At 66.4% G+C, this 23,051-nt stretch carries 19 protein-coding genes and 1 pseudogene; 14 read left to right on the top strand and 6 right to left on the bottom strand.

What is annotated here, in order from left to right:
• Nucleotides 1-44: 44 nt before the first annotated feature.
• Both QW881_RS13900 and QW881_RS13895 read right to left on the bottom strand, forming a co-directional pair.
• Nucleotides 45-1,232: an acetyl-CoA C-acyltransferase gene (locus tag QW881_RS13900; protein ID WP_315757928.1), complete on the bottom strand. Its 1,188-nt coding sequence runs from the start codon at nucleotides 1,230-1,232 to the stop codon at nucleotides 45-47.
• A gap of 137 nt (nucleotides 1,233-1,369) precedes the next feature.
• The gene (locus QW881_RS13895) at nucleotides 1,370-2,140 is read right to left on the bottom strand and encodes an enoyl-CoA hydratase (RefSeq protein WP_315757927.1); all 771 of its coding nucleotides are present in this window, start codon (nucleotides 2,138-2,140) and stop codon (nucleotides 1,370-1,372) included.
• Nucleotides 2,141-2,296: 156 nt separating this feature from the next.
• On the opposite strand from QW881_RS13895, the gene QW881_RS13890 reads away from it, so the two are divergent.
• From QW881_RS13890 to QW881_RS13850, 9 genes and pseudogenes are all read left to right on the top strand, one after another.
• Nucleotides 2,297-2,953, top strand: a complete 657-nt coding sequence (locus QW881_RS13890; RefSeq protein WP_315739155.1) for a TetR/AcrR family transcriptional regulator — start codon at nucleotides 2,297-2,299, stop codon at nucleotides 2,951-2,953.
• 184 nt (nucleotides 2,954-3,137) lie between these two features.
• Nucleotides 3,138-4,634: a CoA-acylating methylmalonate-semialdehyde dehydrogenase gene (locus tag QW881_RS13885; protein WP_315739156.1), complete on the top strand. Its 1,497-nt coding sequence runs from the start codon at nucleotides 3,138-3,140 to the stop codon at nucleotides 4,632-4,634.
• A gap of 170 nt (nucleotides 4,635-4,804) precedes the next feature.
• Entirely contained in the window at nucleotides 4,805-5,950 is a 1,146-nt protein-coding gene (locus QW881_RS13880; RefSeq protein ID WP_315757926.1) for an isobutyryl-CoA dehydrogenase, read from the top strand.
• A complete protein-coding gene (locus QW881_RS13875) occupies nucleotides 5,947-7,023 on the top strand; it encodes an enoyl-CoA hydratase/isomerase family protein (RefSeq protein WP_315757925.1) in 1,077 nt (358 codons plus the stop codon). Before QW881_RS13880 ends, QW881_RS13875 begins: the two co-directional genes overlap by 4 nt.
• Nucleotides 7,024-7,033: 10 nt before the next feature.
• A pseudogene (gene mmsB / locus QW881_RS13870) lies at nucleotides 7,034-7,942 on the top strand (3-hydroxyisobutyrate dehydrogenase); the annotation flags it as partial.
• A complete protein-coding gene (locus QW881_RS13865; RefSeq protein WP_315757923.1) occupies nucleotides 7,942-9,672 on the top strand; it encodes an AMP-binding protein in 1,731 nt (576 codons plus the stop codon). The pseudogene mmsB and the gene QW881_RS13865, both read left to right, overlap by 1 nt.
• Before the next feature lie 6 nt (nucleotides 9,673-9,678).
• Nucleotides 9,679-10,155 (top strand): MaoC family dehydratase, encoded by a 477-nt coding sequence (locus QW881_RS13860; protein WP_315739161.1) that lies wholly within the window; start codon nucleotides 9,679-9,681, stop codon nucleotides 10,153-10,155.
• A 135-nt stretch (nucleotides 10,156-10,290) separates the two neighbouring features.
• Complete coding sequence (locus QW881_RS13855; protein ID WP_316158442.1) at nucleotides 10,291-11,208, top strand: SDR family NAD(P)-dependent oxidoreductase; 918 nt, start codon at nucleotides 10,291-10,293, stop codon at nucleotides 11,206-11,208.
• Between the two features lie 96 nt (nucleotides 11,209-11,304).
• Nucleotides 11,305-12,531, top strand: a complete 1,227-nt coding sequence (locus QW881_RS13850; protein ID WP_315757920.1) for a TIGR03862 family flavoprotein — start codon at nucleotides 11,305-11,307, stop codon at nucleotides 12,529-12,531.
• 225 nt (nucleotides 12,532-12,756) lie between these two features.
• On the opposite strand, the gene QW881_RS13845 is transcribed toward QW881_RS13850, so the two are convergent.
• The 3 genes from QW881_RS13845 to QW881_RS13835 form a co-directional block, all read right to left on the bottom strand.
• Nucleotides 12,757-13,836, bottom strand: coding sequence for a D-TA family PLP-dependent enzyme (locus tag QW881_RS13845; protein ID WP_315757919.1), 1,080 nt, complete (start codon nucleotides 13,834-13,836; stop codon nucleotides 12,757-12,759).
• 152 nt (nucleotides 13,837-13,988) lie between these two features.
• Nucleotides 13,989-15,800, bottom strand: coding sequence for an ABC-F family ATP-binding cassette domain-containing protein (locus tag QW881_RS13840; protein ID WP_315757918.1), 1,812 nt, complete (start codon nucleotides 15,798-15,800; stop codon nucleotides 13,989-13,991).
• 4 nt (nucleotides 15,801-15,804) lie between these two features.
• Nucleotides 15,805-16,299 carry a YaiI/YqxD family protein gene (locus tag QW881_RS13835; RefSeq protein WP_315757917.1) on the bottom strand — a complete coding sequence of 165 codons (495 nt, stop codon included), beginning with the start codon at nucleotides 16,297-16,299 and terminating at the stop codon, nucleotides 15,805-15,807.
• A 126-nt stretch (nucleotides 16,300-16,425) separates the two neighbouring features.
• Between QW881_RS13835 and QW881_RS13830 the strand changes: the two genes are divergently transcribed.
• Nucleotides 16,426-17,226 carry a hypothetical protein gene (locus QW881_RS13830; RefSeq protein WP_315757916.1) on the top strand — a complete coding sequence of 267 codons (801 nt, stop codon included), beginning with the start codon at nucleotides 16,426-16,428 and terminating at the stop codon, nucleotides 17,224-17,226.
• Nucleotides 17,227-17,619: 393 nt separating this feature from the next.
• Here QW881_RS13830 and QW881_RS13825 read toward each other — a convergent pair whose 3' ends face one another.
• The gene (locus QW881_RS13825) at nucleotides 17,620-19,995 is read right to left on the bottom strand and encodes a xanthine dehydrogenase family protein molybdopterin-binding subunit (RefSeq protein WP_315757914.1); all 2,376 of its coding nucleotides are present in this window, start codon (nucleotides 19,993-19,995) and stop codon (nucleotides 17,620-17,622) included.
• Nucleotides 19,996-20,195: 200 nt separating this feature from the next.
• Between QW881_RS13825 and QW881_RS13820 the strand changes: the two genes are divergently transcribed.
• The 4 genes from QW881_RS13820 to QW881_RS13805 all read left to right on the top strand — a co-directional run bounded on the left by QW881_RS13820 (nucleotide 20,196) and on the right by QW881_RS13805 (nucleotide 23,019).
• Nucleotides 20,196-21,269, top strand: coding sequence for a Ppx/GppA phosphatase family protein (locus QW881_RS13820; RefSeq protein WP_315757913.1), 1,074 nt, complete (start codon nucleotides 20,196-20,198; stop codon nucleotides 21,267-21,269).
• A 236-nt stretch (nucleotides 21,270-21,505) separates the two neighbouring features.
• Nucleotides 21,506-22,201, top strand: a complete 696-nt coding sequence (locus QW881_RS13815) for an RlmE family RNA methyltransferase (RefSeq protein WP_315757912.1) — start codon at nucleotides 21,506-21,508, stop codon at nucleotides 22,199-22,201.
• A 99-nt stretch (nucleotides 22,202-22,300) separates the two neighbouring features.
• Nucleotides 22,301-22,579, top strand: a complete 279-nt coding sequence (locus QW881_RS13810; protein ID WP_315757911.1) for a DUF3551 domain-containing protein — start codon at nucleotides 22,301-22,303, stop codon at nucleotides 22,577-22,579.
• Between the two features lie 80 nt (nucleotides 22,580-22,659).
• On the top strand, nucleotides 22,660-23,019 hold the full coding sequence (locus QW881_RS13805; protein ID WP_315757910.1) for a hypothetical protein: 360 nt from the start codon (nucleotides 22,660-22,662) through the stop codon (nucleotides 23,017-23,019).
• The last annotated feature ends 32 nt before the right edge of the window (nucleotides 23,020-23,051 follow it).

Below are 23,051 nucleotides of genomic sequence, written 5' to 3'. Positions count from 1 at the left end.
GCGCCTCAACGACATAAATGGCTAAGTTCCCTCGTTTCAGGACATCAAGGTCGATCTACGGCGATCGCAGTCGCCTCGCCGCCGCCGATGCATAGCGACGCCACGCCGCGCTTTAGTCCACGGGCCTGCATCGCATGCAGCAGCGTCACGATCAGCCGCGCGCCGGTGGCGCCGATGGGATGGCCCAGCGCGCAGGCGCCGCCGTTGACGTTCAGCCGGTCACGCGCAATGCCAAGGTCGCGCTGCGCGGCCATCGCGACGATCGCAAACGCCTCGTTGATCTCGAACAGGTCGACATCCTCCACCCGCCAGCCGACCTTGTCGAGCAGCTTCCTGATCGCCGGAATCGGCGCGGTCGTGAACCATTGCGGCTCCTGGCTGTGCGTGGCGTGGCCCTTGATCTCCGCGATGATGGGCAGCCCGTCACGGTCCGCACGCGAGCGCTTGGCGAGCACGAGCGCTGCGGCACCATCCGCGTTCGCAGAGGACGCCGCGGGCGTGATAGTGCCGTCCTTGCGGAACGCCGGCTTCAGCGCCGGGATCTTCGCCGGATCGACCTTGAGCGGATGCTCGTCATTGACGACCAGGCGTGCGCCGGATTTCTCGACGAGCGTGATCGGCGCGATCTCGGCCTTGAACGCGCCGCTCTCGACCGCCCTGCGCGCACGCGTCAGCGTCTCGACGGCGTAGGCATCCTGGTCGGCGCGGGTGAACTGATAGGCCTCGGCCGTCGCCTCGCCAAAATCGCCCATCGAGCGTCCGGTCTCATAGGCGTCCTCCAGGCCGTCCAGCATCATGTGATCGAGGATCCGATCGTGCCCGGCACGATAGCCGCCGCGCGCCTTGGCCAGCAGATACGGCGCGTTGCTCATGCTTTCCATGCCACCGGACACGACGAGGTCGGCAGAACCGGCCTGGATGATATCGTGCGCCAGCATCGTGGCCTTCATTCCAGAGCCGCAGACCTTGTTGATGGTGGTGGCGCCTGTGGCATCGGGCAGGCCGGCACCCCGTGCCGCCTGCCGCGCCGGAGCCTGGCCCTGACCTGCCGGAAGCACGTTGCCCATGACAACCTCCGTGACCGCGTCAGGCGAAACGGCGGCGCGTTCGAGCGCGGATTTGATCACGTGCGCACCGAGCTTGTGCGCACTCAGCGGCGACAACTCGCCCATGAAGCGGCCGAGTGGAGTGCGGGCAGCGGACAGGATCACGACGGGATCGGACGAGGCCATGACAGGCTCCCTTAAAAAAGATGATGATCATCATATAATGACATCGCGAAAAAGGAAACCCCGGCAATCGCGCTGAACTTGTCGTGAAGCTGGCGCGACACTGCCGGGATCCGCGAGACGAGACTTGGAGAAACTTGCTATCGCTTGCGGTCGATGAACTGCTGCATCAGCCGTTTCGGCTCGTCGGTCAGGAACGACCGTCCGAAGGCGCCGATCGATATCTCGACGGACTCCTTCAGCGGCAGCTCCTCCCATTGCCGCAGCAGAGCCTTCTGAGTCCGCAGCGCTTCGGGACCGCAGGCGAGCAGGGATGCCACGGCCTTCTCGACCGCGATGTCGAGCTCTCCCTCGGCGGCGACGGCATCGACAAGGCCCCAGGCGAGCGCCGTTGGCGCGTCGATCGTCTCGGCCGTCATCAGCAGCCAGCGCGTGCGGCCCCAGCCGATGAGACGCGGCAGCAGCGCGGCATGAATGACCGAGGGGATGCCGACACGAACCTCGGGCATGCCGAACTTGGCATCATGTGCCGCGACACGGATATCGCAGGCCGTTGCGACCTCCAAGCCGCCACCCAGACACCACCCCGGCATCCGCGCAATCACGGGTGCAGGAAAATTTCGCACCGCATCGCAGAGCCCGGCAAGTCGCGAGATGAACGTTTCCGCTGAAGCCTGATCGAGTGTCGCCATCTCCTTGATGTCGGCGCCCCCGATCATGCTCTTCCCGCTTTCGCCGGCCAAAACGAGAACGCGAATGCCTGCTTCGGAGGCGAGCGATTGCAGGCCGGCTTCCATGTCGAGAATCGCCGCCGAACCGAGAATGTTGAGCGGACCGGCATTGCAGATCGTCAGCCGGACCACGCCGCGGCCGTCACGACTCACGCCGCAGTGGGAATTGAGCATATCCATGGGTTGTCCTCGTCGGGTTCCTGGGCAAGGGAGAGTGTGCCGGGAATAAATCAGGCCAGCGAAGTTGATTTAGATCAACTCGAATTCATCAAATAGCTGCAGTCAGCAGGACGCAGAACTGTTATTGTATGACCGCAGACATTCAATGGGACGGCAATGCGTTACTCTCCGGAACACAAGGCGGAAACCCACGCGCGGATCGTGCGCAAGGCATCGGTGCGGCTGCGCGAGCGTGGTGCTCACGGTGTCGGGGTTGCCGACCTGATGAAGGAGGCCGGGCTGACTCATGGCGGCTTCTATGCGCATTTCGATTCGCGCGAGGCGCTGGTCGTGGAGGCGTTCGGTTATGCGATCGACCGTTCGATTGAGCATTGGCGCAAGCTGCTGGACCAACTGCCGCCGCAGAAGCGACTCGCGGCCATCGTCGACGGCTATCTGTCCGCGGCTCATCGCGACGATGTCGGTCACGGCTGCGCGGTTCCCGCGCTTGGAGCGGAAATCGCCCGCGAGAGCGCAAAGACCCGCAAGGCCTTTGCTGCGAAGCTGGAAGAGCTGATCGCCCTGTTCGCCGAGTACATCAGCGACGTGCCGGCCAAGACTGCGCGAAGGCGGGCTTCGGCGATGCTCGCGACGCTGATGGGGACGCTCGTGATGGCGCGACTCATGGGCAGCGGCGAATTGTCAGACGAAATCCTGAGCTCCGGGCGCGAGGTGGCGCTGGCTGTCGCCAGCGGCGGCGGGCCGGCGGGGAGGGCCCCTGCGCGGGCGCCCGCGAAAAGGCCCGTGAAGAAGGCGGCAGCCGCGAAGCGCTGATCCGTCGCGCGGCTCGGATGGTGGACGCAGCGCGCCACGCTGCAGGGCCTGCCGTGATCGTGCCGGCCGAGCGAAGGGGCGGCATTTTCGCAGCGCCGGGCAGCGCTTAGACCCTTCCCAAACGCCGCAAAGACTGCAAGATGCCGGCCAAATCGGCACTGCTTACCCCTGCGGAGGATACCCCATGCGTTCGATCGGTCATTTCATTGGCGGCAAAGAGGTCAAGGGCACGTCTGGACGGACGGCCGACGTCTTCGAGCCCATGACCGGCGACGTTCAGGCCAAGGTCGCGCTGGCCTCTCGCGCCGAGCTCCGTGCCGCTGTCGAGAACGCAAAGGCGGCGCAACCGGCCTGGGCCGCGACCAATCCGCAGCGCCGCGCCCGCGTAATGATGAAGTTCGTCGAACTCGTCCAGCGCGACTATGACCAGCTCGCCGATCTGCTTGCGCGGGAGCATGGTAAGACCGTCCCCGACGCCAAGGGCGATATCCAGCGCGGCCTGGAGGTCGCGGAGTTCGCCTGCGGCATTCCGCACCTGATGAAGGGCGAGTACACTGAGGGAGCCGGCCCCGGTATCGACATCTATTCGATGCGCCAGCCGCTCGGTGTCGTTGCCGGCATCACGCCGTTCAATTTCCCGGCGATGATTCCTATGTGGAAGTTTGCCCCTGCCATCGCCTGCGGCAATGCCTTCATCCTCAAGCCCTCGGAGCGCGATCCGGGCGTGCCGATGAAGCTCGCCGAGCTGATGATCGAGGCCGGGCTGCCGGCGGGCATCCTCAATGTCGTCAACGGCGACAAGGAGGCGGTCGACGCCATCCTCGAGGATCCGGACATCATGGCGATCGGCTTCGTCGGCTCGTCGCCGATCGCGCAGTACATCTATGAGCGCGCGGCTGCGCACGCCAAGCGCTGCCAGTGCTTCGGCGGCGCCAAGAACCACGCCATCATCATGCCGGACGCCGATCTCGACCAGGCGGTCGATGCGCTGATCGGCGCTGGCTACGGCTCGGCCGGCGAGCGCTGCATGGCGGTCTCGGTCGCCGTGCCCGTCGGCAAGACCACGGCCGACCGGCTGATGGAGAAGCTGATCCCGCGCGTTGAAAGCCTGAAGATCGGCACCTCGGTCGATCCCTCGGCCGATTTCGGTCCGCTGGTGACCCGCGAGGCGGTCGAGCGCGTCAAGAATTATGTCGATATTGGCCTCAAGGAAGGCGCGACGCTCGCCGTCGACGGCCGCGGCTTCAAGATGCAGGGCTACGAGAACGGCTTCTACATGGGCGGGTGTCTGTTCGACAACGTCACCAAGGACATGCGGATCTACAAGGAGGAGATCTTCGGCCCGGTGCTGTCGGTCGTGCGCGCCAAGGACTACGCCGAGGCGCTGGCGCTGCCGTCGGAGCATGATTACGGCAACGGCGTCGCGATCTTCACCCGCGACGGCGACGCGGCGCGCGACTTCGCGGCCAAGGTCAATGTCGGCATGGTCGGCATCAACGTGCCGATCCCGGTGCCGATCGCCTACTACACCTTCGGCGGCTGGAAGAAGTCCGGCTTCGGCGACCTCAACCAGCACGGTCCGGATTCGATCCGCTTCTACACCAAGACCAAGACCGTCACCTCGCGCTGGCCGTCCGGTGTCAAGGAAGGCGCGGAGTTCTCGATCCCGCTGATGAAGTGAGGTCGGGTCCGTTCGGACTCTCTCCTTCGTCATTGCGAGCGAAGCGAAGCAATCCAGGATCTTTCTGCAGAGGCAGTCTGGATTGCTTCGTCGCCTTCGGCTCCTCGCAATGACGGCGCATGAGGAAAGCGCAAAGACCAACAAACAAGACCAGGAAACGCGGAGAACGGATGCAGTTCGCTCTCGACGAGGATCAGATCGCGGTGCGCGACATGGCGCGCGCCTTCGCGGCCGAGAAGATTGCCCCGCATGCGCTGCGCTGGGACGAGGAGAAGCATTTTCCCGTCGATGTGATGCGGGAGGCGGCGGGCCTCGGCATGGGCGGCATCTACATCCGCGACGATGTCGGCGGCTCGGGCCTGAGCCGGCTCGACGCGGCACTGATCTTCGAGGCGCTGGCGACGGGCTGCCCCACGGTCTCGGCCTTCATCTCGATCCACAACATGGCCTCGTGGATGATCGACACCTTCGGCACCGAGGCACAGAGGCAGGCTTACTTGCCGAAACTCTGCGCCATGGATCTGATCGCGAGCTACTGCCTGACCGAGCCGGGCGCGGGCTCCGATGCGGCGGCGCTGCGCACGCGCGCGGTGCGCGACGGCGACGACTACGTGCTCAACGGGCAGAAGCAGTTCATCTCCGGTGCCGGCGCCACCGACATCCTCGTCGCGATGGTGCGGACCGGTGCCGATGGTCCCGGCGGAATTTCGACGGTGGTGGTCGATGCCAGCACCGCCGGCGTGTCGTTCGGCGCCAATGAGCGCAAGATGGGCTGGAATGCGCAGCCGACCCGGGCCGTGATCTTCGAGAATGCGCGGGTGCCGGTGGCCAACCGGCTGGGTGAGGAGGGCATTGGGTTCAAGATCGCGATGGCGGGGCTCGACGGCGGCCGTCTCAACATCGCCGCCTGCTCGCTCGGTGGCGCGCAGGCGGCGCTCGACAAGACGCTGGCCTATACGAAAGAGCGCAAGGCGTTCGGCAAGCGGCTCGACGAATTCCAGGCGCTGCAGTTTCGCATCGCCGACATGGCGATCGAGCTGGAGGCGGCGCGCACCTTCGTCTGGCGCGCGGCGGCTGCGCTCGACCGCAAGGATGCTGACGCGACCATGCTGTGCGCCATGGCCAAGCGCTTCGGGACCGATGTCGGCTTCGAGGTCGCCAACCAGGCGCTGCAGCTGCACGGCGGCTACGGCTATTTGAGCGAATACGGCATCGAGAAGATCGTGCGCGATCTGCGCGTGCACCAGATCCTCGAAGGCACCAACGAGATCATGCGCCTGATCGTGTCGCGCAAGCTGATCGAGGCGGCGCGATGAGCGAGGTCATCGAAGGCGACCTGATCATCCGCCGCGAAGGCTCGGCCGGCATCGTCAGGCTGAACCGGCCCAAGGCGATCAACGCGATGACGCTGGAGATGTCGATGGGCATCGACGCCGCGCTGGATCGGTTCGAGGGCGATCCGGCCGTCGCAATTGTCGTGCTCGAAGGCGCGGGCGAGCGTGGACTTTGCGCGGGCGGCGACATCCGCGGGCTCTATGAGAGCTCGAAGACGAACGGCGATCTCGGCAAGGTGTTCTGGCGCCAGGAATACATCATGAACGCGCGCATCGCGGCGTTCCCAAAACCCTATGTCGCCTACATGGACGGGCTGGTGATGGGCGGCGGCGTCGGACTATCGGCGCATGGCCGTCACCGCATCGTGACCGAGAAGACCAAGCTTGCAATGCCCGAAGTCGGTCTCGGCTTCTTTCCCGACGTCGGTGGCACCTGGCTCTTGTCGCGCGCGCCCGGCGAACTCGGCGCCTATTTCGGCCTGACCGGGCAGACCATGAACGGGCCCGATGCGATCCATGCGCGCTTTGCCGATGCCGTGGTGCCGACCGAGAAATGGCCGGCGCTGCGCGAGGTCCTGACCAAAGTCAGGCCGGGCACGCTGTCGATCGAGATCGACCGGCTGATCGCCGGCTTCGCGACGTCGGAGACGGCCGGCCCGGTGGCGGCGCAGCAGGCGAAGTTCGACGCGTGGTTCGCCCATGACAGCATGCACGACATCTTTACCGCGCTGAGAGCGGACGGCTCGGAGCTCGCGTTGGCGACGCTGAAGACGCTGAAGGAGAAGTCGCCGCGCGGCATGGTCGTGACGCTCAAGCTGCTGCGACTGGCACGCGGTGCGGCGTCGCTGGAGGAATGCCTGGTGCGCGAGTATCGTGCGGCGCTCGAAGTGTTCCGCAGCGACGATTTCCGCGAGGGCGTGCGTGCGGCGATCATCGACAAGGACCGCGAGCCCAGATGGTCGCCGCCTGATGTCGATCAGGTGACACTGGAGATGCTGGCGCCATATCTCGCCGAGATCGGCGCCGACGAGCTGACCTTTCCGCAGAGCAAATAACAATCAGGTCGAGGGGAGAGAACGAACCATGGCAACGATCGCATTCATCGGCCTCGGCAACATGGGCGGACCAATGGCCGCCAACCTGGTCAAGGCCGGCCACAAGGTGGTCGCGTTCGATCTGGTCGAGGCCTCGCGCGTCCAGGCCAAGGCCGATGGCGCCGAAATCGCCGACAGCGCCGTCGCCGCGGCCAAGGGCGCCGATGCCGTCGTCACCATGCTGCCGGCCGGCAAGCATGTGCTGGCGGTCTGGACCGAGGTCGTGCCGGCAATGACGAAGGGCGCGCTGATCATCGATTCCTCGACCATCGACGTCGAGAGCGCGCGCGCCGCGCATGCGCTGGCCGCGAAGCACGGCATCGCCGCCGTGGACGCGCCGGTGTCCGGTGGCACCGGCGGCGCCAAGGCCGCAACGCTCACCTTCATGTGCGGCGGCGAGGAAAGCGCCTTCGCCACGGCGAAGCCGATCCTGGAGAAGATGGGCAAGAAGATCGTCCATTGCGGCGGCGCCGGCGCGGGGCAGGCGGCCAAGATCTGCAACAACATGATCCTTGGCATTTCGATGATCGCGGTGAGCGAGGCCTTTGCGCTCGGCGAGAAGCTCGGCCTGTCGCATCAGGCGCTGTTCGACGTCGCCTCGACCTCGTCAGGACAGTGCTGGTCGCTGACATCCTATTGCCCAGTGCCGGGCCCGGTGCCGGCCTCGCCGGCCAACAACGACTACAAGCCCGGTTTTGCGACGGCGCTGATGTTGAAGGACCTCACGCTGTCGCAGGACGCCGCCAAGGCGGCCGGCGCGGCGACGCCGCTCGGACAGCATGCGCAGGAGATCTATAAGGCATTTGAGGCTGCCGGCCATGGCGGCGTCGACTTTTCAGGGATCATTCAGCACGTCCGCAAGCTCGCCGGGACCATCTGATGACGACATTCAAGGATGCACGCGCGTTTCTGCTGGCGCATCGCACCGACTACGATGCGGCCGTGAAGGGTTTTCGCTGGCCCGATCCCGTCCCGTTCAACTGGGCGCTCGACTGGTTCGATGCCGAACTCGCATCTGATCCGGAGAGTCGCGAGCGGACGGCGCTATGGATCTTCGATGCCGCGCAGGACCGCCAGACCAAGCTGTCCTTCGCGGCGCTGTCGCGCCGCTCCAACCAGGTCGCGAATTTCCTGCGCGCGCAGGGCTTGAAGCGCGGCGACCATCTGCTGCTGCTGCTCGGCAACGTCGTGCCGCTGTGGGAGACGATGTTGGCGGCGATGAAGCTCGGCGTCGTCGTGATCCCCGCGACGACGCTGCTGACCACCGACGAGTTGCGCGATCGTCTGGAGCGCGGCCGCGCCAAGGCCGTGGTCGCGGCGCAGGATCAGGTTGCGAAGTTCGCCGATCTCGGCGCCGATGATCTCGTCCGCATCGTCGTCGGCGCGCCGGCAGCGCCTGCCGGCTGGCTGCCGTTCGAGCAGGCGGCCGACGCGACCGAGGCGTTCACGCCGGATGGGCCGACGCAGCCGGATGATCCGATGCTGCTGTATTTCACCTCGGGCACCACGGCCAAGCCGAAGCTGGTGCGGCACAGCCACCGCAGCTATCCGGTCGGCCATCTCTCGACCATGTACTGGCTCGGCCTGCAGCCGGGCGACGTGCACCTCAACATCTCCTCGCCGGGCTGGGCCAAGCATGCCTGGAGTTGCTTCTTCTCGCCCTGGAATGCCGGCGCCACGGTATTCGTGGTCAATCAGCCGCGCTTCGACGCCAAGGGGCTGCTCGCGATCATCAAACGCTGCGGCGTCACGACGCTGTGCGCGCCGCCCACGGTGTGGCGGCTGTTCATCCAGGAACATCTCGCCGACTTCAAGGTCTCGCTGCGCGAGGCCTGCGGCGCCGGCGAACCGCTCAATCCGGAGGTGATCGATCAGGTGCGTGCCGCCTGGGGGCTGACGATTCGCGACGGCTATGGCCAGACCGAAACCGCGGCGATCGTTGGCAACTCGCCGGGCCAGAAACTGAAGATCGGCTCGATGGGGCGGCCGCTGCCGGGCTATCGCGTCGAGGTCGCCGACATCGACGGCAATCTCGCCGGCGAAGGCGAGATCACGCTGGCGCTCACCGGCGAGCGTCCGGCCGGCCTGATGCAGGGCTATCAGGGCGACGACGGTAAGCTGTCCGGCGCCGATGGCATGCGCTACCGCACCGGCGACGTCGTGTTCCAGGACGATGACGGCTATCTCACCTTCGTCGGCCGCTCCGACGACGTGTTTAAATCGTCCGACTACCGCATCTCGCCGTTCGAGCTGGAAAGCGTGCTGCTGGAGCATGAGGCCGTCGCCGAGGCTGCCGTTGTGCCGTCTCCGGATCCCATCCGTCTCGCCATCCCGAAAGCCTATGTGTTGCTGACGGCGGGCGCGGAGCGCTCGCGCGCCACGGCGCTGTCGATCTTCACCCATCTTCAGGCGCGGCTGGCGCCGTTCAAGCGCATCCGCCGGCTCGAACTCGTGAGCGAGCTGCCGAAGACGATCTCCGGAAAGATCCGCCGCGTGCAGCTGCGCCGGCTGGAGCATGAGGACGACCGCACGGATCATCTGCGCGGCACGGAGTTCAAGGAAGAGGATTTCCCGGAGCTGAAGACCAGGCCGTCCGGGCACGAGGTGTAGGAACGCATGAACCAGATCTGGAAGAAGCCGCCGATTTCGCTCGCAGCCTATCAGGCCATGGTGGGCCAGGAGATCGGCGTGTCATCGTGGCACGTGCTCGATCAACAGCGCATAGACACCTATGCCGATGTGATCGAGGATCATCAATTCATCCATGTCGATCCGGAGAAAGCCAAGGCGACGCCGTTCGGCACCACGATCGCGCACGGATTCCTGACGATGTCGCTGTTGTCAGTGATGTCCTACGAGGTCATGCCGGCGATCGAGGGCACGGCGATGGGCGTCAATTACGGCTTCGACAAGCTGCGCTTCATCTCGCCGGTGAAATCGGGAAAGCGCGTGCGCGGCCGCTTCGTGCTGGCGGAAGCCACGCTGCGCAAGCCCAAGGAGTTGCAGTCGCGCACCAATGTCACGGTCGAGATCGAAGGCGAGGACAAACCCGCGCTGGTCGCCGACTGGATCGGACTGATCTATCTGAGCTAACTCTCTTCGTCCCAACCCACCCCTCGTCATCGCCGGGCTTGACCCGGCGATCCAACAAAACTGAGAGTTTTTCGAAGTGGATGGATGCCCGGGTCAAGCCCGGGCATGACGAGCCTAGAACCTAGGACAAACATCATGGCAATCAGATTCGACGGACGCGTCGCCATCGTCACCGGCGCAGGCAATGGTCTCGGACGCGCGCATGCGCTGGGACTGGCGAGCCGCGGCGCCAAGGTCGTGGTCAATGATTTCGGCGGCGCGCGCGACGGCACCGGCGGCTCGATGACCGCGGCGGAGACGGTGGTCGAGGAGATCCGCAAAGCCGGCGGCACCGCGATGGCTGACGGTGCCGACGTCTCGAATTTCGAACAGGTCACGGCGATGGTCGAGCGCGCAACCAAAGAGTGGGGCAGCGTCGACATCATGTGCGCCAATGCCGGAATCCTGCGCGACAAGTCGTTCGGCAAGATGGAGGTTGCCGATTTCGCCAAGGTGCTGGATGTGCATCTTGTCGGCAGCTTCTACTGCTGCAAGGCGGTGTGGAACGGCATGCGCGAGCGCAACTACGGCCGCATCGTGCTGACGACCTCGTCCTCGGGCCTGTTCGGCAATTTCGGGCAGGCCAACTACGGCGCGGCCAAGACCGGCATGGTCGGCCTCATGAACGTGCTGGCGGAGGAGGGCCGCAAGACCAACATCCGCGTCAACATCATCTCGCCGACGGCGGCGACGCGCATGACGGAGGAACTGCTGCCACCGCAGGCGCTGCAGCTGATGAAGCCGGAATCGATCACGCCCGCGGTGGAGTATCTGCTGAGCGAGGACGCGCCGACCCGGACCATCATGGGCGCGGGTGCCGGCTCCTTCGCGGTGATCAGGATCCTGGAGAGCGAGGGCATCAACCTGCCGCCGGAGGAATGGACGCCGGACGCGATCGCCGCGCATTTTGCCGAGATCAGCGACATGTCGAAGGCGAGGGCGCTGCAGGGCGCATTCGAGCAGACGCAGAAATATGTCGGTCAGGCCGCCGCGCGGCTGGGGATCAAGCTGTAAGACACGATGCCCGGGTCGAACTCCGCCGTCATGGCCGGGTCAAGCCCGGGCATGACGACCTTTTGCTCGGCGACCTGCTCGGCCTAGATTGGCGCCATGTCCTCTTCAAACCAAGTCGCCGTCATCGGTGCCGGCCCGGCCGGACTGATGGCGGCCGAGGTGCTGGCCGAGGGCGGGACCGCCGTCACCGTCTACGATGCGATGCCGTCGGTGGCGCGTAAGTTTCTGATGGCCGGTCGCGGCGGCCTCAACCTCACCCATAGCGAAGAGCTGCCCGCCTTCCTGGCGCGCTACCGCGAGGCGGCGGCGTGGCTTGAGCCGGCGATCCGCGCGTTCCCGCCGCAGCGGCTGCGCGACTGGTGCGAGGCGCTGGGCGAGCCGACCTTCGTCGGCTCCTCGGGCCGCGTGTTTCCGAGGGCAATGAAAGCCTCGCCGCTGCTGCGCGCGTGGCTGCGCCGCCTCGATGCGCAGGGCGTGCGCGTCGAGTTGCGGCATCGCTGGACCGGCTGGGACGCGGACGGACATCTCACATTCGAGACGCCGGCGGGAGCGCGCGCGGTCGCCGCTGACGCTGTCGTGCTCGCGCTCGGCGGCGCCTCTTGGCCGCGCCTCGGGTCCGACGGCGGCTGGGTGCCGATCCTGGCGGCGAAGGGCGTCGCGATCGCGCCGCTGCGGCCGGCCAATTGCGGCTTCACCGTCGCCTGGTCAGACATCTTCCGCGATCGCTTCGAGGGCCAGCCGCTGAAGGGCATCGCGCTGTCGTTCGGTGATCGCGGCGTGCGCGGGGAGGCTGTCGTCGCGCGCGATGGCATCGAGGGCGGCGCCGTTTATGCGCTGTCGGCCGAGCTGCGCGAGGCGATCGCGCTGACAGGGGGGGCGATCCTGCATGTCGCGCTGCGGCCCGACCTCGCGACAGCCGATCTCGTCACGCGGCTCTCGGCACCGCGCGGCAAGCAGTCGTTCTCGAACGTGCTGCGCAAGGCGGTGCAGTTGTCGCCGGTGGCGATCGGGCTGCTGCAGGAGGCGGCCAGGGCGCACGGCCTGTCACTCTCGTCGCTGCCGCCCGATCGTCTCGCGGCGCTGATCAATGCCGTGCCGCTGAAGCTGACGGGCACCGCCGGACTCGCCCGCGCCATCTCCAGCGCCGGCGGCATCGCGCATGACGAGCTTGACGCCGATTACATGCTCAAACGCCTGCCCGGTGTGTTCGCCGCCGGCGAGATGCTCGATTGGGAAGCCCCGACCGGCGGCTATCTGCTGCAAGCCTCGTTCGCGACCGGGGCCGCCGCGGGCAGGGGCGTGTTGAAGTGGCTCGAATTGTAGGGTGGGCAAAGCGAAGCGTGCCCACCATTAGCATTCGTACGAGAACGCGGTGGGCACGACGCTTCGCGTCTTTGCCCACCCTACCGATTTCTCGCCATTGCGAGCGAAGCGACGTGTCCGCCGAAGCTCCTCGAGCGTAGGTGGAAGCAATCCAGGGTTACGCGCGCGACTCTGGATTGCTTCGTCGCTTCGCTCCTCGCAATGACGCTGCGAGAGAGCTTCGTCCTACCGCAGCTTGCCCCGCGCCGCGACCGGCAACGTGCCCAGGATCTCCTCGCCGCGGACCATCACGACCTCGTCCATCATGTTGACGACGACGCAGACGTGGTTGGGGATGATGCGCACGACGTCGCCGACATTGGGGCGGGTGTTGCTGCGGGAGAGATCGAGGAAGCCGTGCTCCTCGGCGAAGCGCGCGATCTTCGCTTCCGGGTGCTCCAGGATCAGGCCGTGGCCGTCGAGGCCGCCGGTGTCGGTCGTCAGCGTCTTCGAGCCGGCGTCGAGGATGCCGCGCTCGGGCGCGGCGCGGCTGACGACGGTGGAGTAGATGTGCAGCGCGCAGTCGTCCCAGCTGGCGACCCCGGCGGCGACCTGCATGCGGTCGTTGTAGATGTAGGTGCCGGGCCGGTGCTCGGTGGCGCCCTTGAGCTTACCGAGATTCTTCAGGTTGGGCGAGCCGCCGGTCGAGACGATGGCAGCCTCCAGCCCTTCGGCGCGAACGCCGGCCAGGGCCTCGTCATAGAAGCGCTGCGCCTCGTCCCAGCCGGTCTCGGTCGGGTACATCATGAAGCCGGCGAAGCGCAGGCCCTCGCTGGCCTTGATCTGGCGCGCAAGCTGGATCGCCTCGGCCGGTGTCTCGACGCCGGCGCGCTTGCGGCCGGTGTCGCATTCGACCACGACCGACAGCGTGCGGCCGGATTGTTTTGCTGCCTGCGGCAGGCCGGCGATCACGGTCGCGTTGTCGGCGGCGACGGTCATATCGGCCTTGGTCTGCAGTGCGGCAAGACGCGCCATCTTTTCCTCGCCGATCAGGTTGTAGCTGATCAGGATGTTGCTGATGCCAGCGGCCGCCATGATCTCGGCCTCGCCGATCTTCTGGCAGGTGATGCCTTGCGCGCCGGCCTCGATCTGCAGCTTGGCAAGCACCGGGCTCTTGTGGGTCTTGATGTGCGGGCGGTTGGCGACGCCGGCGGCTTCGCATTGCGTCTGGATGCGCGCGATGTTGCGCTCAACTCTGTCCATGTCGATGACGGCGCAGGGCGTGCCGTAGTCCCTGGCGATCTTGGCGGCGAGCGGGGTGGTCATGTCATTTACTCCATATAGCCGTCATTGCGAGGAGCGAAGCGACGAAGCAATCCAGAGTCACGACTGCAGCCCTGGATTGCTTCCGCCGTCGCCCTTCGGGCTATGGCGGACATGTCGCTTCGCTCGCAATGACGAAGTGATTTCGATGAACGTCACGCGCCCTCGATCTCCTCGCGCAGCACTTCGAGCTCCAACCAGCGGTCTTCGGCGGCGGTGAGCTCGGCTTGCGCAGTGGCGAGGGCGAGGGAGGCGGCGTCGAATTTCTTGCGGTCTTTCGCATATAGCGCGGGGTCGGCGAGCACGGCCTGCTGCTTGGCGATCTCGGCTTGCAGCTTGGCGATCGTCTTCGGCAAGGTCTCCAGTGCGTGCTTCTCGTTGAAGGAGAGCTTGCGCTTCGGCGCGCTCGCAGGCGCCGCGGCCGCGTGCTTGGTTTCCTTCTTCTCCTCAGCCGCCTTGGCATGCTGGCGCTTCAGGTCGGCGCCGCGCTGCGCCAGCATGTCGCTGTAGCCGCCGGCGTATTCCTGCCATTTGCCGTTGCCCTCGGGGACGATCACCGAGGTGACCACGCGATCGAGGAAGTCGCGGTCGTGGCTGATCAGGATCACCGTGCCCTCGTAGTCGCCGAGCATGTCCTCGAGCACGTCGAGTGTCTCCAAGTCGAGATCGTTGGTCGGCTCGTCCAGCACCAGCAGGTTCGATGGCTTGGCCAGCGCGCGCGCCAGCATCAGCCGGCCGCGCTCGCCCCCGGAGAGCACTTCGAGCGGCGTGCGCATCTGCTCGCGCGAGAACAGGAAGTCCTCCATGTAGCCGACGACGTGCTTCGGCTTGCCGGCCACCATGACGTGATCGCCGCGGCCGCCGGTCAGCGCTTCGGCGAGCGTCGTCCGGGGATCGAGGCTCTCGCGGTGCTGGTCGAGCGTCGCCGTCTCCAGATTGACGCCGAGCCGGATGCTGCCGCTGTCCGGCTCGCTGCCGCCGGTGAGCAGGTTGACCAGCGTGGTCTTGCCGGCGCCGTTGGGGCCGACGATGCCGATGCGGTCGCCGCGCTGGATGCGGATGGAGAAGTTGTCGACGATCTTGCGATCACCAAAGCTCTTCGATGCGCCCTTCGCTTCGATCACCAGCTTGCCGGACTTGTCGGCCTCGGCCGCGGCGAGGTTGGCGGCGCCCGCCGTGCCGCGATAGTCGCGGCGCTGCTGGCGCAGCGCATGCAGATTGGCGAGCCGCTTGACGTTGCGCTTGCGGCGGCCGGAGACGCCGTAGCGCAGCCAGTGCTCTTCGTTGACGATCTTGCGGTCGAGCTTGTGCTGCTCGCGTTCTTCCTCCGCCAGCACCTCGTCGCGCCACGCCTCGAACGCCGCAAAGCCGCGGTCGATCTGCCTGATCTGGCCGCGGTCGAGCCACGCGGTCGCGCGGGACAGATTGGTGAGGAAACGACGATCGTGACTGATCAGCACCAGCGCCGAGCTTCGGCCGTCGAGCTCGTTCTCCAGCCACTCGATGGTCGTGAGGTCGAGGTGGTTGGTCGGCTCGTCCAGCAGCAGAATGTCGGGGTTGGGTGCAAGCACGCGCGCCAGCGCCGCGCGACGCGCCTCGCCGCCGGAGACATGCGCGGGATCCTCTTCTCCGGTCAGTCCGAGCTGCTCGACGAGATAGCGCGCCTGATAGTGATCGTCGCCCGGGCCGAGCCCGGCCTCGACATAGGACAGCGTGGTGGCATGGCCGGAGAAATCCGGCTCCTGCGGCAGATAGCGAACCGTGGCGCCCGGCTGCACGAAGCGGGTGCCGCTGTCGCATTCGACGAGGCCGGCGGCGATCTTGAGCAGCGTCGACTTGCCGGAGCCGTTGCGGCCGATCAGGCAGACGCGCTCGCCGGGCGAGACCGACAGTTCGACGCCCTGCAGCAGGGCGGTGCCGCCGAAGGTCAGGCGGATGTCCTTGAGTTGGACGAGAGGCGGCGCCATGGGTCTAGCCTTGCTGTTGCATCCGCGCGGCGCGCTGGCGCTGCATGCGGCGGATGGTCTGATCGAGGGTGGAGAGGAAGGTGGAGCGGTCGCGCGGCGTGAACGAGCGCGGCCCGCCGGTGACCTCGCCGGACGAGCGCAGATCGGTCATGAGGTTGCGCACGGCGAGCGTCATGCCGATCGACTCCTCGGTGAACGGCTTGCCGTTCGGTGCGATCACGGCGCTGCCGGCCTTGACGCAGCGGCTCGCCAGCGGAATGTCCGCGGTGATGACGATGTCGTCGGCGCCGGCGCGCTCTGCGATCCAGTCATCCGCGGCATCCATGCCGGTGCCGGCCGCCACGCGCGTGATCAACGGATCCTCCGGCACGCGGATGAAGCCGCCGGCGACGACGATCACCGGCAGACCGTGCCGGATCGCGACGCGGTAGATCTCGTCCTTCACCGGGCAGGCGTCGGCGTCGACATAGATGTTGATCGGGGCGGTTTCGGTCGTCATCGGGCCATCGGTTGGAATGGTCCGGTTGGTACTCCATCGCAGCGGGAATTGCGAGCCAAACGCGCCGCTTGCCACGGCCTTTCCGGCCGCTACCATCGACCAAAAATGGGGCAACGGGAGGCAAGGATGGCAGATGGAATCGCGGCGTATGCGGTCGAGGCGTTCAACACGGCCAAGCAGTCCGAGAACAAGATGCACGACGACAGCGTGGCCCGGCGGTTCGGCTTCGCCGGCGGCCTCGTGCCCGGCGTCGAGGTGCTGGCCTATATGCTGCATCAGCCGGTCGCGCGCTGGGGGCGGGCGTTCCTGGAACGTGGGCTGATCGAGGCGCGCTTCACCAAGCCGGTCTATGACGGCGAGATCGCCGAGGTCAGGGCGGAGGAGGTCGGCGACGGGCTCAGCCTCGAGGTGACGAGTAAAGGCGAGATCTGCGCCACCGGTTCCGCGTCGCTGCCGGCGGCGGCGCCCGACGTGGTGCTGGCCGACTATCGCGATGTTCCGCCAGCAGCGGTGCGGTCGGCGATCGGCGCAGACTCGTTCGCCGTCGGCAGCTGGCTCGGCACTGCGCCACGCGCCTGGCCGGGGCAGGCGGCGACGGCCTATCTCGCCGAGATCCGCGAGCGCGATCCGATCTATGCCAGCGAGCGGCTCGGTCATCCCGGCATGCTGCAGCGGGTGATGAACCGTCTGCTGGTCGACAACATCGTGCTCGGTCCGTGGATTCACGTCGGCAGCCGCATGCAGCTGCTGTCGGCGATTGCCGAAACCGACGAGATCACCGCGCGTGGCCGGGTGGTCGCGAACTACGAGAAGAAGGGCCACCGCTTCGTCGAGATCGATGCGCTGGTGGTGGCGAACGGCACGCGGCCGCTGGCGCACTGTCACCATGTGGCGATCTACCAGCCGCGCGCGCAGGCGGCCGCCTAGCGGACGGACTTGGCAAGAGGCACGCGGCATCCAAAAGACAGCTGTCATGCTCCGCCTGCGCGGACGATGACAGCGAAGTTCTGGGTACGCTGCTTGCCACACACTCCCGTCATTGCGAGCGTAGCGAAACAATCCAGAGTGTTGCCGCGGAGGCAGTCTGGATTGCTTCGCTACGCGCTACGCTCGCAATGACGTGGAGAGGACCCGCGGCCCAATCTCGACAGTCCGTAGTCCGGATGCGCGCACGCCGGCGCCCAGCGGGTGCAGGCGGGAGCGACATCCGGGCTCACCGATACAGCCCGTGAGACCCTGCATATCGCTGCGCTCATGCGGGCTACGGGCTTTCGTTTGGCAATGAGATGTTTTCGCCTCATCGCGAGCGCTGCGAAGCAGCTACGCCGCGGTCTTCGCCTTGCCGTCCTGGATCGCGCGCCAGAGCTTCTCGGTGGTCAGCGGCATGTCGAGATGCTTCACACCGTAATCCGACAGTGCGTCGATCACCGCATTGATCACACTCGCCATCGAGCCGGCGCAGCCGGCTTCGCCGCAGCCCTTGGTGCCCAAGGGATTGCTCTTGGCGGGCACCGGATGGTTGTCCACCGTCATCATCGGCACGTCGGAGGCGCGCGGCAGCGCGTAGTCCATCAGCGAGCCGGTGATCGGCTGGCCGCTCTCGTCGTAGCGCAGATGCTCCATCAGCGCCTGGCCGATGCCCTGGGCGACGCCGCCATGCAGCTGGCCGGCGACGATCATCGGATTGATCACCGTGCCGAAGTCGTTGATTGCGGTATACGCGACGATCTGCGCGACGCCGGTGTCCGGCTCGATCTCGACCTCGCAGACGTGGCAGCCATTGGGGAAGGTCGACTCCGTTACCGTCGAGTTGTGGTCGACGTCGAGCGAGGCCGGCAGGCCCTCGGGCATCTTGCCCTCGCGTAGGCGGCGCGCGAGCTCCATGATGTCGATGCTGCGGTCGGTGCCGGCGATGGTGAATTGGCCGTTGGCAAACTCGATGTCGGCTTCCGAGGCTTCGAGCAGATGCGCGGCGGCCTGCTTGCCCTTGGCGATCACGAGCTGCGAGGATTCGACGATGGCTTGGCCGGTCGCGGTGATCGAGCGCGAGCCGCCGGTGCCGTTGCCGAAGCGCACGAGATCAGAGTCGCTTTGCTCCAGCCGGATCTTGTCGAAGGGCACACCGAGCTGCGCCGACAGCACCTGCGCGAACGGGGTCGCGTGGCCCTGGCCGTAATCGAGCGTGCCGGTCGTCAGGGTCACTCCGCCATCGGCATCGAAGGTGATCTTGCCAAGCTCGCCCGACGGCGGCGCGGTGACCTCGAGATAGGAGCCGACGGCGATGCCGCGCAGCTTGCCGTTCTTGCGGCTCTCGCGCTTGCGCTTGGCGAAGCCGGCGTAGTCGGAGACCTGCAGCGCCTTCTCGAACACCGCGGCGAAGTCGCCGGAGTCGTAGGTGACGCCCGACGCGGCCGGGAACGGCATCTGGCTCGGCTTGATGAAGTTGCGCTTGCGGATGGTGAGACGGTCGATACCCATCTCGCGCGCGGCGGTGTCGATCAGCCGCTCCATGAAGTAGTTCGCCTCGGGACGGCCGGCGCCGCGATAGGCGCCCATCAGGGTGACGTTGGTCAGCACGGTCTTGATGTCGACGCCGAGCAGCGGCGTCTTGTAGACGCTGGCGAGGTTCTTGCCGGTGTTGAGCGACAGCGGCAGCGGCGCCACGCCCATGATGTAGGCGCCGAGATTGCCATAGCCTGACAGCCGCACGGCGAGGAACTTGCCGTCGGCATCCAGTGCCAGCTCGCCATGGATGATCTGGTCGCGGCCCTGGCTGTCCGACAGGAAGGCGGTGGTACGCTCGTCGCGCCACTTCACCGGACGTCCCAGCTGCTTGGCGGCGTGCAGGATGCAGACGTATTCGGGATAGGAGACGTTCTTCATCCCGAAGGAGCCGCCGACATTGGTGGTGAGGATGCGGACCCTGTCGGGCGCGACGTTCAGGATCTTGGCCAGCGTCGCCTTGTTGCCGGATACGCCCTGGGTCGGCACCTGCAAGGTGAAGCGCTCGGTCTTGCCGTCGAACGCGGCGAGCGCCACGCGCGGCTCCATCGACACCACGGCGACGCGGGTGTTGACGATGTCGAGCTTGGTGACGTGCGCGGCCTTGGCGAAGGCCTCTTCGATCTTGGCCGTGTCGCCATAATGATAGTCGAGCGCGACGTTGTTGGGGATATGATCATAAAGCTGCGGCGCGCCGGGCTTGGCGGCTTCCTCGGCATTGGTGACCGCGGGCAGGGGCTCGATATCGACCTCGACCGCCTCGGCGGCGTCGCGGGCCTGTGCCGCGGTCTCCGCCACCACGAACGCGACGGGGTCGCCGACGAAGCGCACCTTGTCGGTGACGAGCGCCGGCCGGTTGGTCTGCAGCAGCGGCGAGCCGTCCCGGCCCTTCAGCGGCAGGCCGCAGGTGAACGGGCCATAGTTGGCTCCGGCGAGGTCGGCGCCAGTCCACACCCCGAGCACGCCGGGCATGGCCTTGGCGGCCGCGGTGTCGATCCTCTTGATGATGCCATGGGCGTGGCTGGAGCGCACGATCCAGGCATGGGCCTGGCCGGGCAGGTTGAAATCGTCGGTATATTTGCCGTGACCGCGCACCAGCGTGTCGTCCTCCTTGCGCCGGACCGGCTGCCCGACGCCGAATTTCTGCAGCGCGATCGCGTTTTCGAGGGAGGCCGGGGAGGTGTGATCTTGCATGGAAGGGGATCCGGAGAGCTGGATTGGTCGCAAATGCGGGCTGTTCCCAGATAGTGCAGCGCCCGCGGCCGGACAACGGTTGATTAGGAATGGTGCATCACGCCTGACGGAGGGGCTGTTGCGCCGGCGCTATCCACTGATAATGTCTCATGAAAGAGAACTTCCATCTGGGCCGGTTCGGCCAGCGGAAAGACATTTGAATGATCAATGACACGCGGCTGCGGGAGAGTCCCACGCCGCGCGGGAACCTGGAGCCCGGCTTGCGTCCGGGTCTGGACGTCGCGACGCCTTCCTGCGCCAGCAATGGCAGCAGCGTCTACGCGGCCCTGGACCTCGGAACCAACAATTGCCGGCTCCTGATCGCCTGTCCTTCGGGCGACAGTTTCCGCGTGGTCGACTCCTTCTCGCGCATTGTCCGGCTGGGCGAGGGCATCTCGACCACCGGCTGCATCAGCGATGCGGCGATGGATCGGGCCATCGCCGCGCTCAGCATCTGCCGGGACAAGATCCAATCCAAGAAGGCCAGCCGCCTGCGTCTGATCGCGACCGAGGCCTGCCGGGCCGCCTCCAATGCGGAGGGGTTCCGCAGCCGGGTGGCGGCGGAGACCGGCATCGAGCTCGAGGTGATCGACCGCGAGACCGAGGCGGCGCTGGCCGTCAAGGGCTGCGCGCCGCTGCTGGATCCAGGCGGACGCGGGGCCATCCTGTTCGACATTGGCGGCGGCTCCAGCGAACTGGTGCGGATCGAGCGCGATCCGGCCGAACGCAACGCCGAACCGCGGATCAAGGCCTGGATGTCGATCCCGCTCGGCGTCGTGACGCTGGCCGAACGCTTCGGCGGCCGCGACGTGACGCCGGAGATCTATGCCGCCATGGTCGAGGCCGTGGCCGAGCATGTCGGGCCGTTCGCGGCCGAGAACGGCGGCGACCTCTCCGGCATGCACCTGCTCGGCACCTCCGGCACCGTGACGACGCTCGGCGGCATTCATCTCAACCTCGCGCGTTACGATCGGCGCCGGGTCGACGGCATCTGGATCAACGATGCCGACATCACGACGACGATCGCCAAGCTGCTGGCGATGAGCTACCAGGAGCGCGCCGAGAACAACTGCATCAGCATCGACCGCGCCGACCTCGTGCTCGCGGGCTGCGCCATTCTCGACGCGATTCGCCTGGCGTTTCCGCTGCCGCGGCTGCGCGTCGCCGATCGCGGCCTGCGCGAGGGCATGCTGGTAGAGATGATGCGCGAGGACGGCGCGCTGCGCACGGCGTAGCGACTTCACCCTCCCCTGGAGGGGGAGGGTCGTCTCACATGGAGCGCAGCGCAATGTGAGACGGGGTGGGGTGAGTTCCACGAGCAGTCTTCGTGTGGCTCACCCCACCCCGATCGCTCGCTTCGCTCCCGATCGACCCTCCCCCTCCAGGGGAGGGTGACCTTTGTAGTTCCGCCAGACCTCGAGCATGGACGGATTTTCGCCTCCCGCGTCTGGTCACGACGACCGAGAAACACATGGCAAAAGACACGACCGGCCGCATGCATGTGCAGGTCAAGACCGGAGGCAAGCGCAAGCTGTCCTCGAAACTCTGGCTGGAGCGCCAGCTCAACGATCCCTATGTCATCAAGGCCAAGCGCGACGGCTATCGCTCGCGCGCGGCCTACAAGCTGCTCGAGATCGATGACAAATACCGGCTGCTCAAGCCCGGCATGACGGTGGTCGATCTCGGCGCTGCGCCTGGCGGCTGGAGCCAGATCGCGGCGCGTCGGGTCGGGGCCGAGGCCGGGAAGGGCAAGGTGGTCGCGATCGATCTGCTGGAGATGGGCGAGATCCCCGGCGTCACCTTCACCCAGCTCGATTTCCACGCCCAGGATGCGCCGGAGAAGCTGACGGCGATGATCGGGGGCCGCGCCGACGTCGTGATGTCCGACATGGCCGCCAACACCACCGGCCACCGCAAGACCGACCAGCTCCGCATCGTCGGTCTCGTCGAACTCGCCGCGCATTTCGCCAGCGAGGTGCTCAAACCGGGCGGCAGCTTTCTCGCTAAGACGTTCCAGAGCGGCGCCGATGCCGACTTGATGGCGCAGCTCAAGCGCGATTACGCCAGCGTCCGCCACGTCAAGCCGGCGGCGAGCCGGCAGGATTCGTCGGAGCGCTACGTGCTGGCGATGGGTTTCCGCGGCGGAGAGCAGGCCGACCTGTTGTAATGTCGTCATTGCGACCGGCCAGCGCCGGCGATACAGAGCAGATGCAACAAGGTCTCGGGAATCGGCTTGGCCGACGAGACCCGTTCCGGAGGTCCCGAAATGCGTGTCCTGACCTGCAGCGCTGTCGCGGTCGCTTTGATGGTGGGCTCGGCCATATCGGGGCCGGCTCACGCCCAGGCCTACGATCCGCGCTATCCCGTGTGCATGAAGGTCTATGAGGGCGGCCGGTTTGGCGGTGGCGAGTGGATCGACTGCAGCTACACGTCGCTGCCGCAATGTCGCGCGACGGCGTCGGGCCGGTCCGCGATGTGCGACCTCAATCCCTTCTACGCCCCGCCGTCGCCTCCGCCGCGCCGCGCGCATCGGCGGCATCGCTGAAACAATTCATGACGGTACGGCCGTTGCCGTGCCGCAATCGAACTGAAGATTCGAGACCTCGTATCCATCGGGCTGCCGTGATGCCACATCGTTTCATCGTCTCGATCGTGACGCTTCTGCTGCTGGTCCCCGCGATCGCGACCGCCGCGCCGTCGCACAAGCGCAAGGCCCACCGCTGGCAGGGCTATGGCTTCCTGCCCGGCTACAAGCAGCCGCCCAACAACAGCTTGCCGCTCTATGCCGACAAGGAGGCCATGCGCAACGGGCCGCGCGGCAGCCGCCGCCATTGGTATATCGACGGCACACCGAAATACATGCTCTACAACGGCGAGTGGCATTATTTCGGCCAGCCAGGCTTCTATCGCGGCCACTACAATGGCGGCAGCTTCGGCCCGTGCTGGACGCGGACGCCAGTGGGGATGGTCTGGACTTGCGGTTAGGCCGCTCCTCCCACAACCGTCTCGTCCTCCCA

The sequence above is a fragment of the Bradyrhizobium sp. SZCCHNS3016 genome (assembly GCF_032484535.1).
Taxonomy (GTDB): Bacteria; Pseudomonadota; Alphaproteobacteria; order Rhizobiales; family Xanthobacteraceae; genus Bradyrhizobium.
Note: the sequence above shows the minus strand (reverse complement) of the source record. Positions and strands in the feature narration are given on the sequence as shown.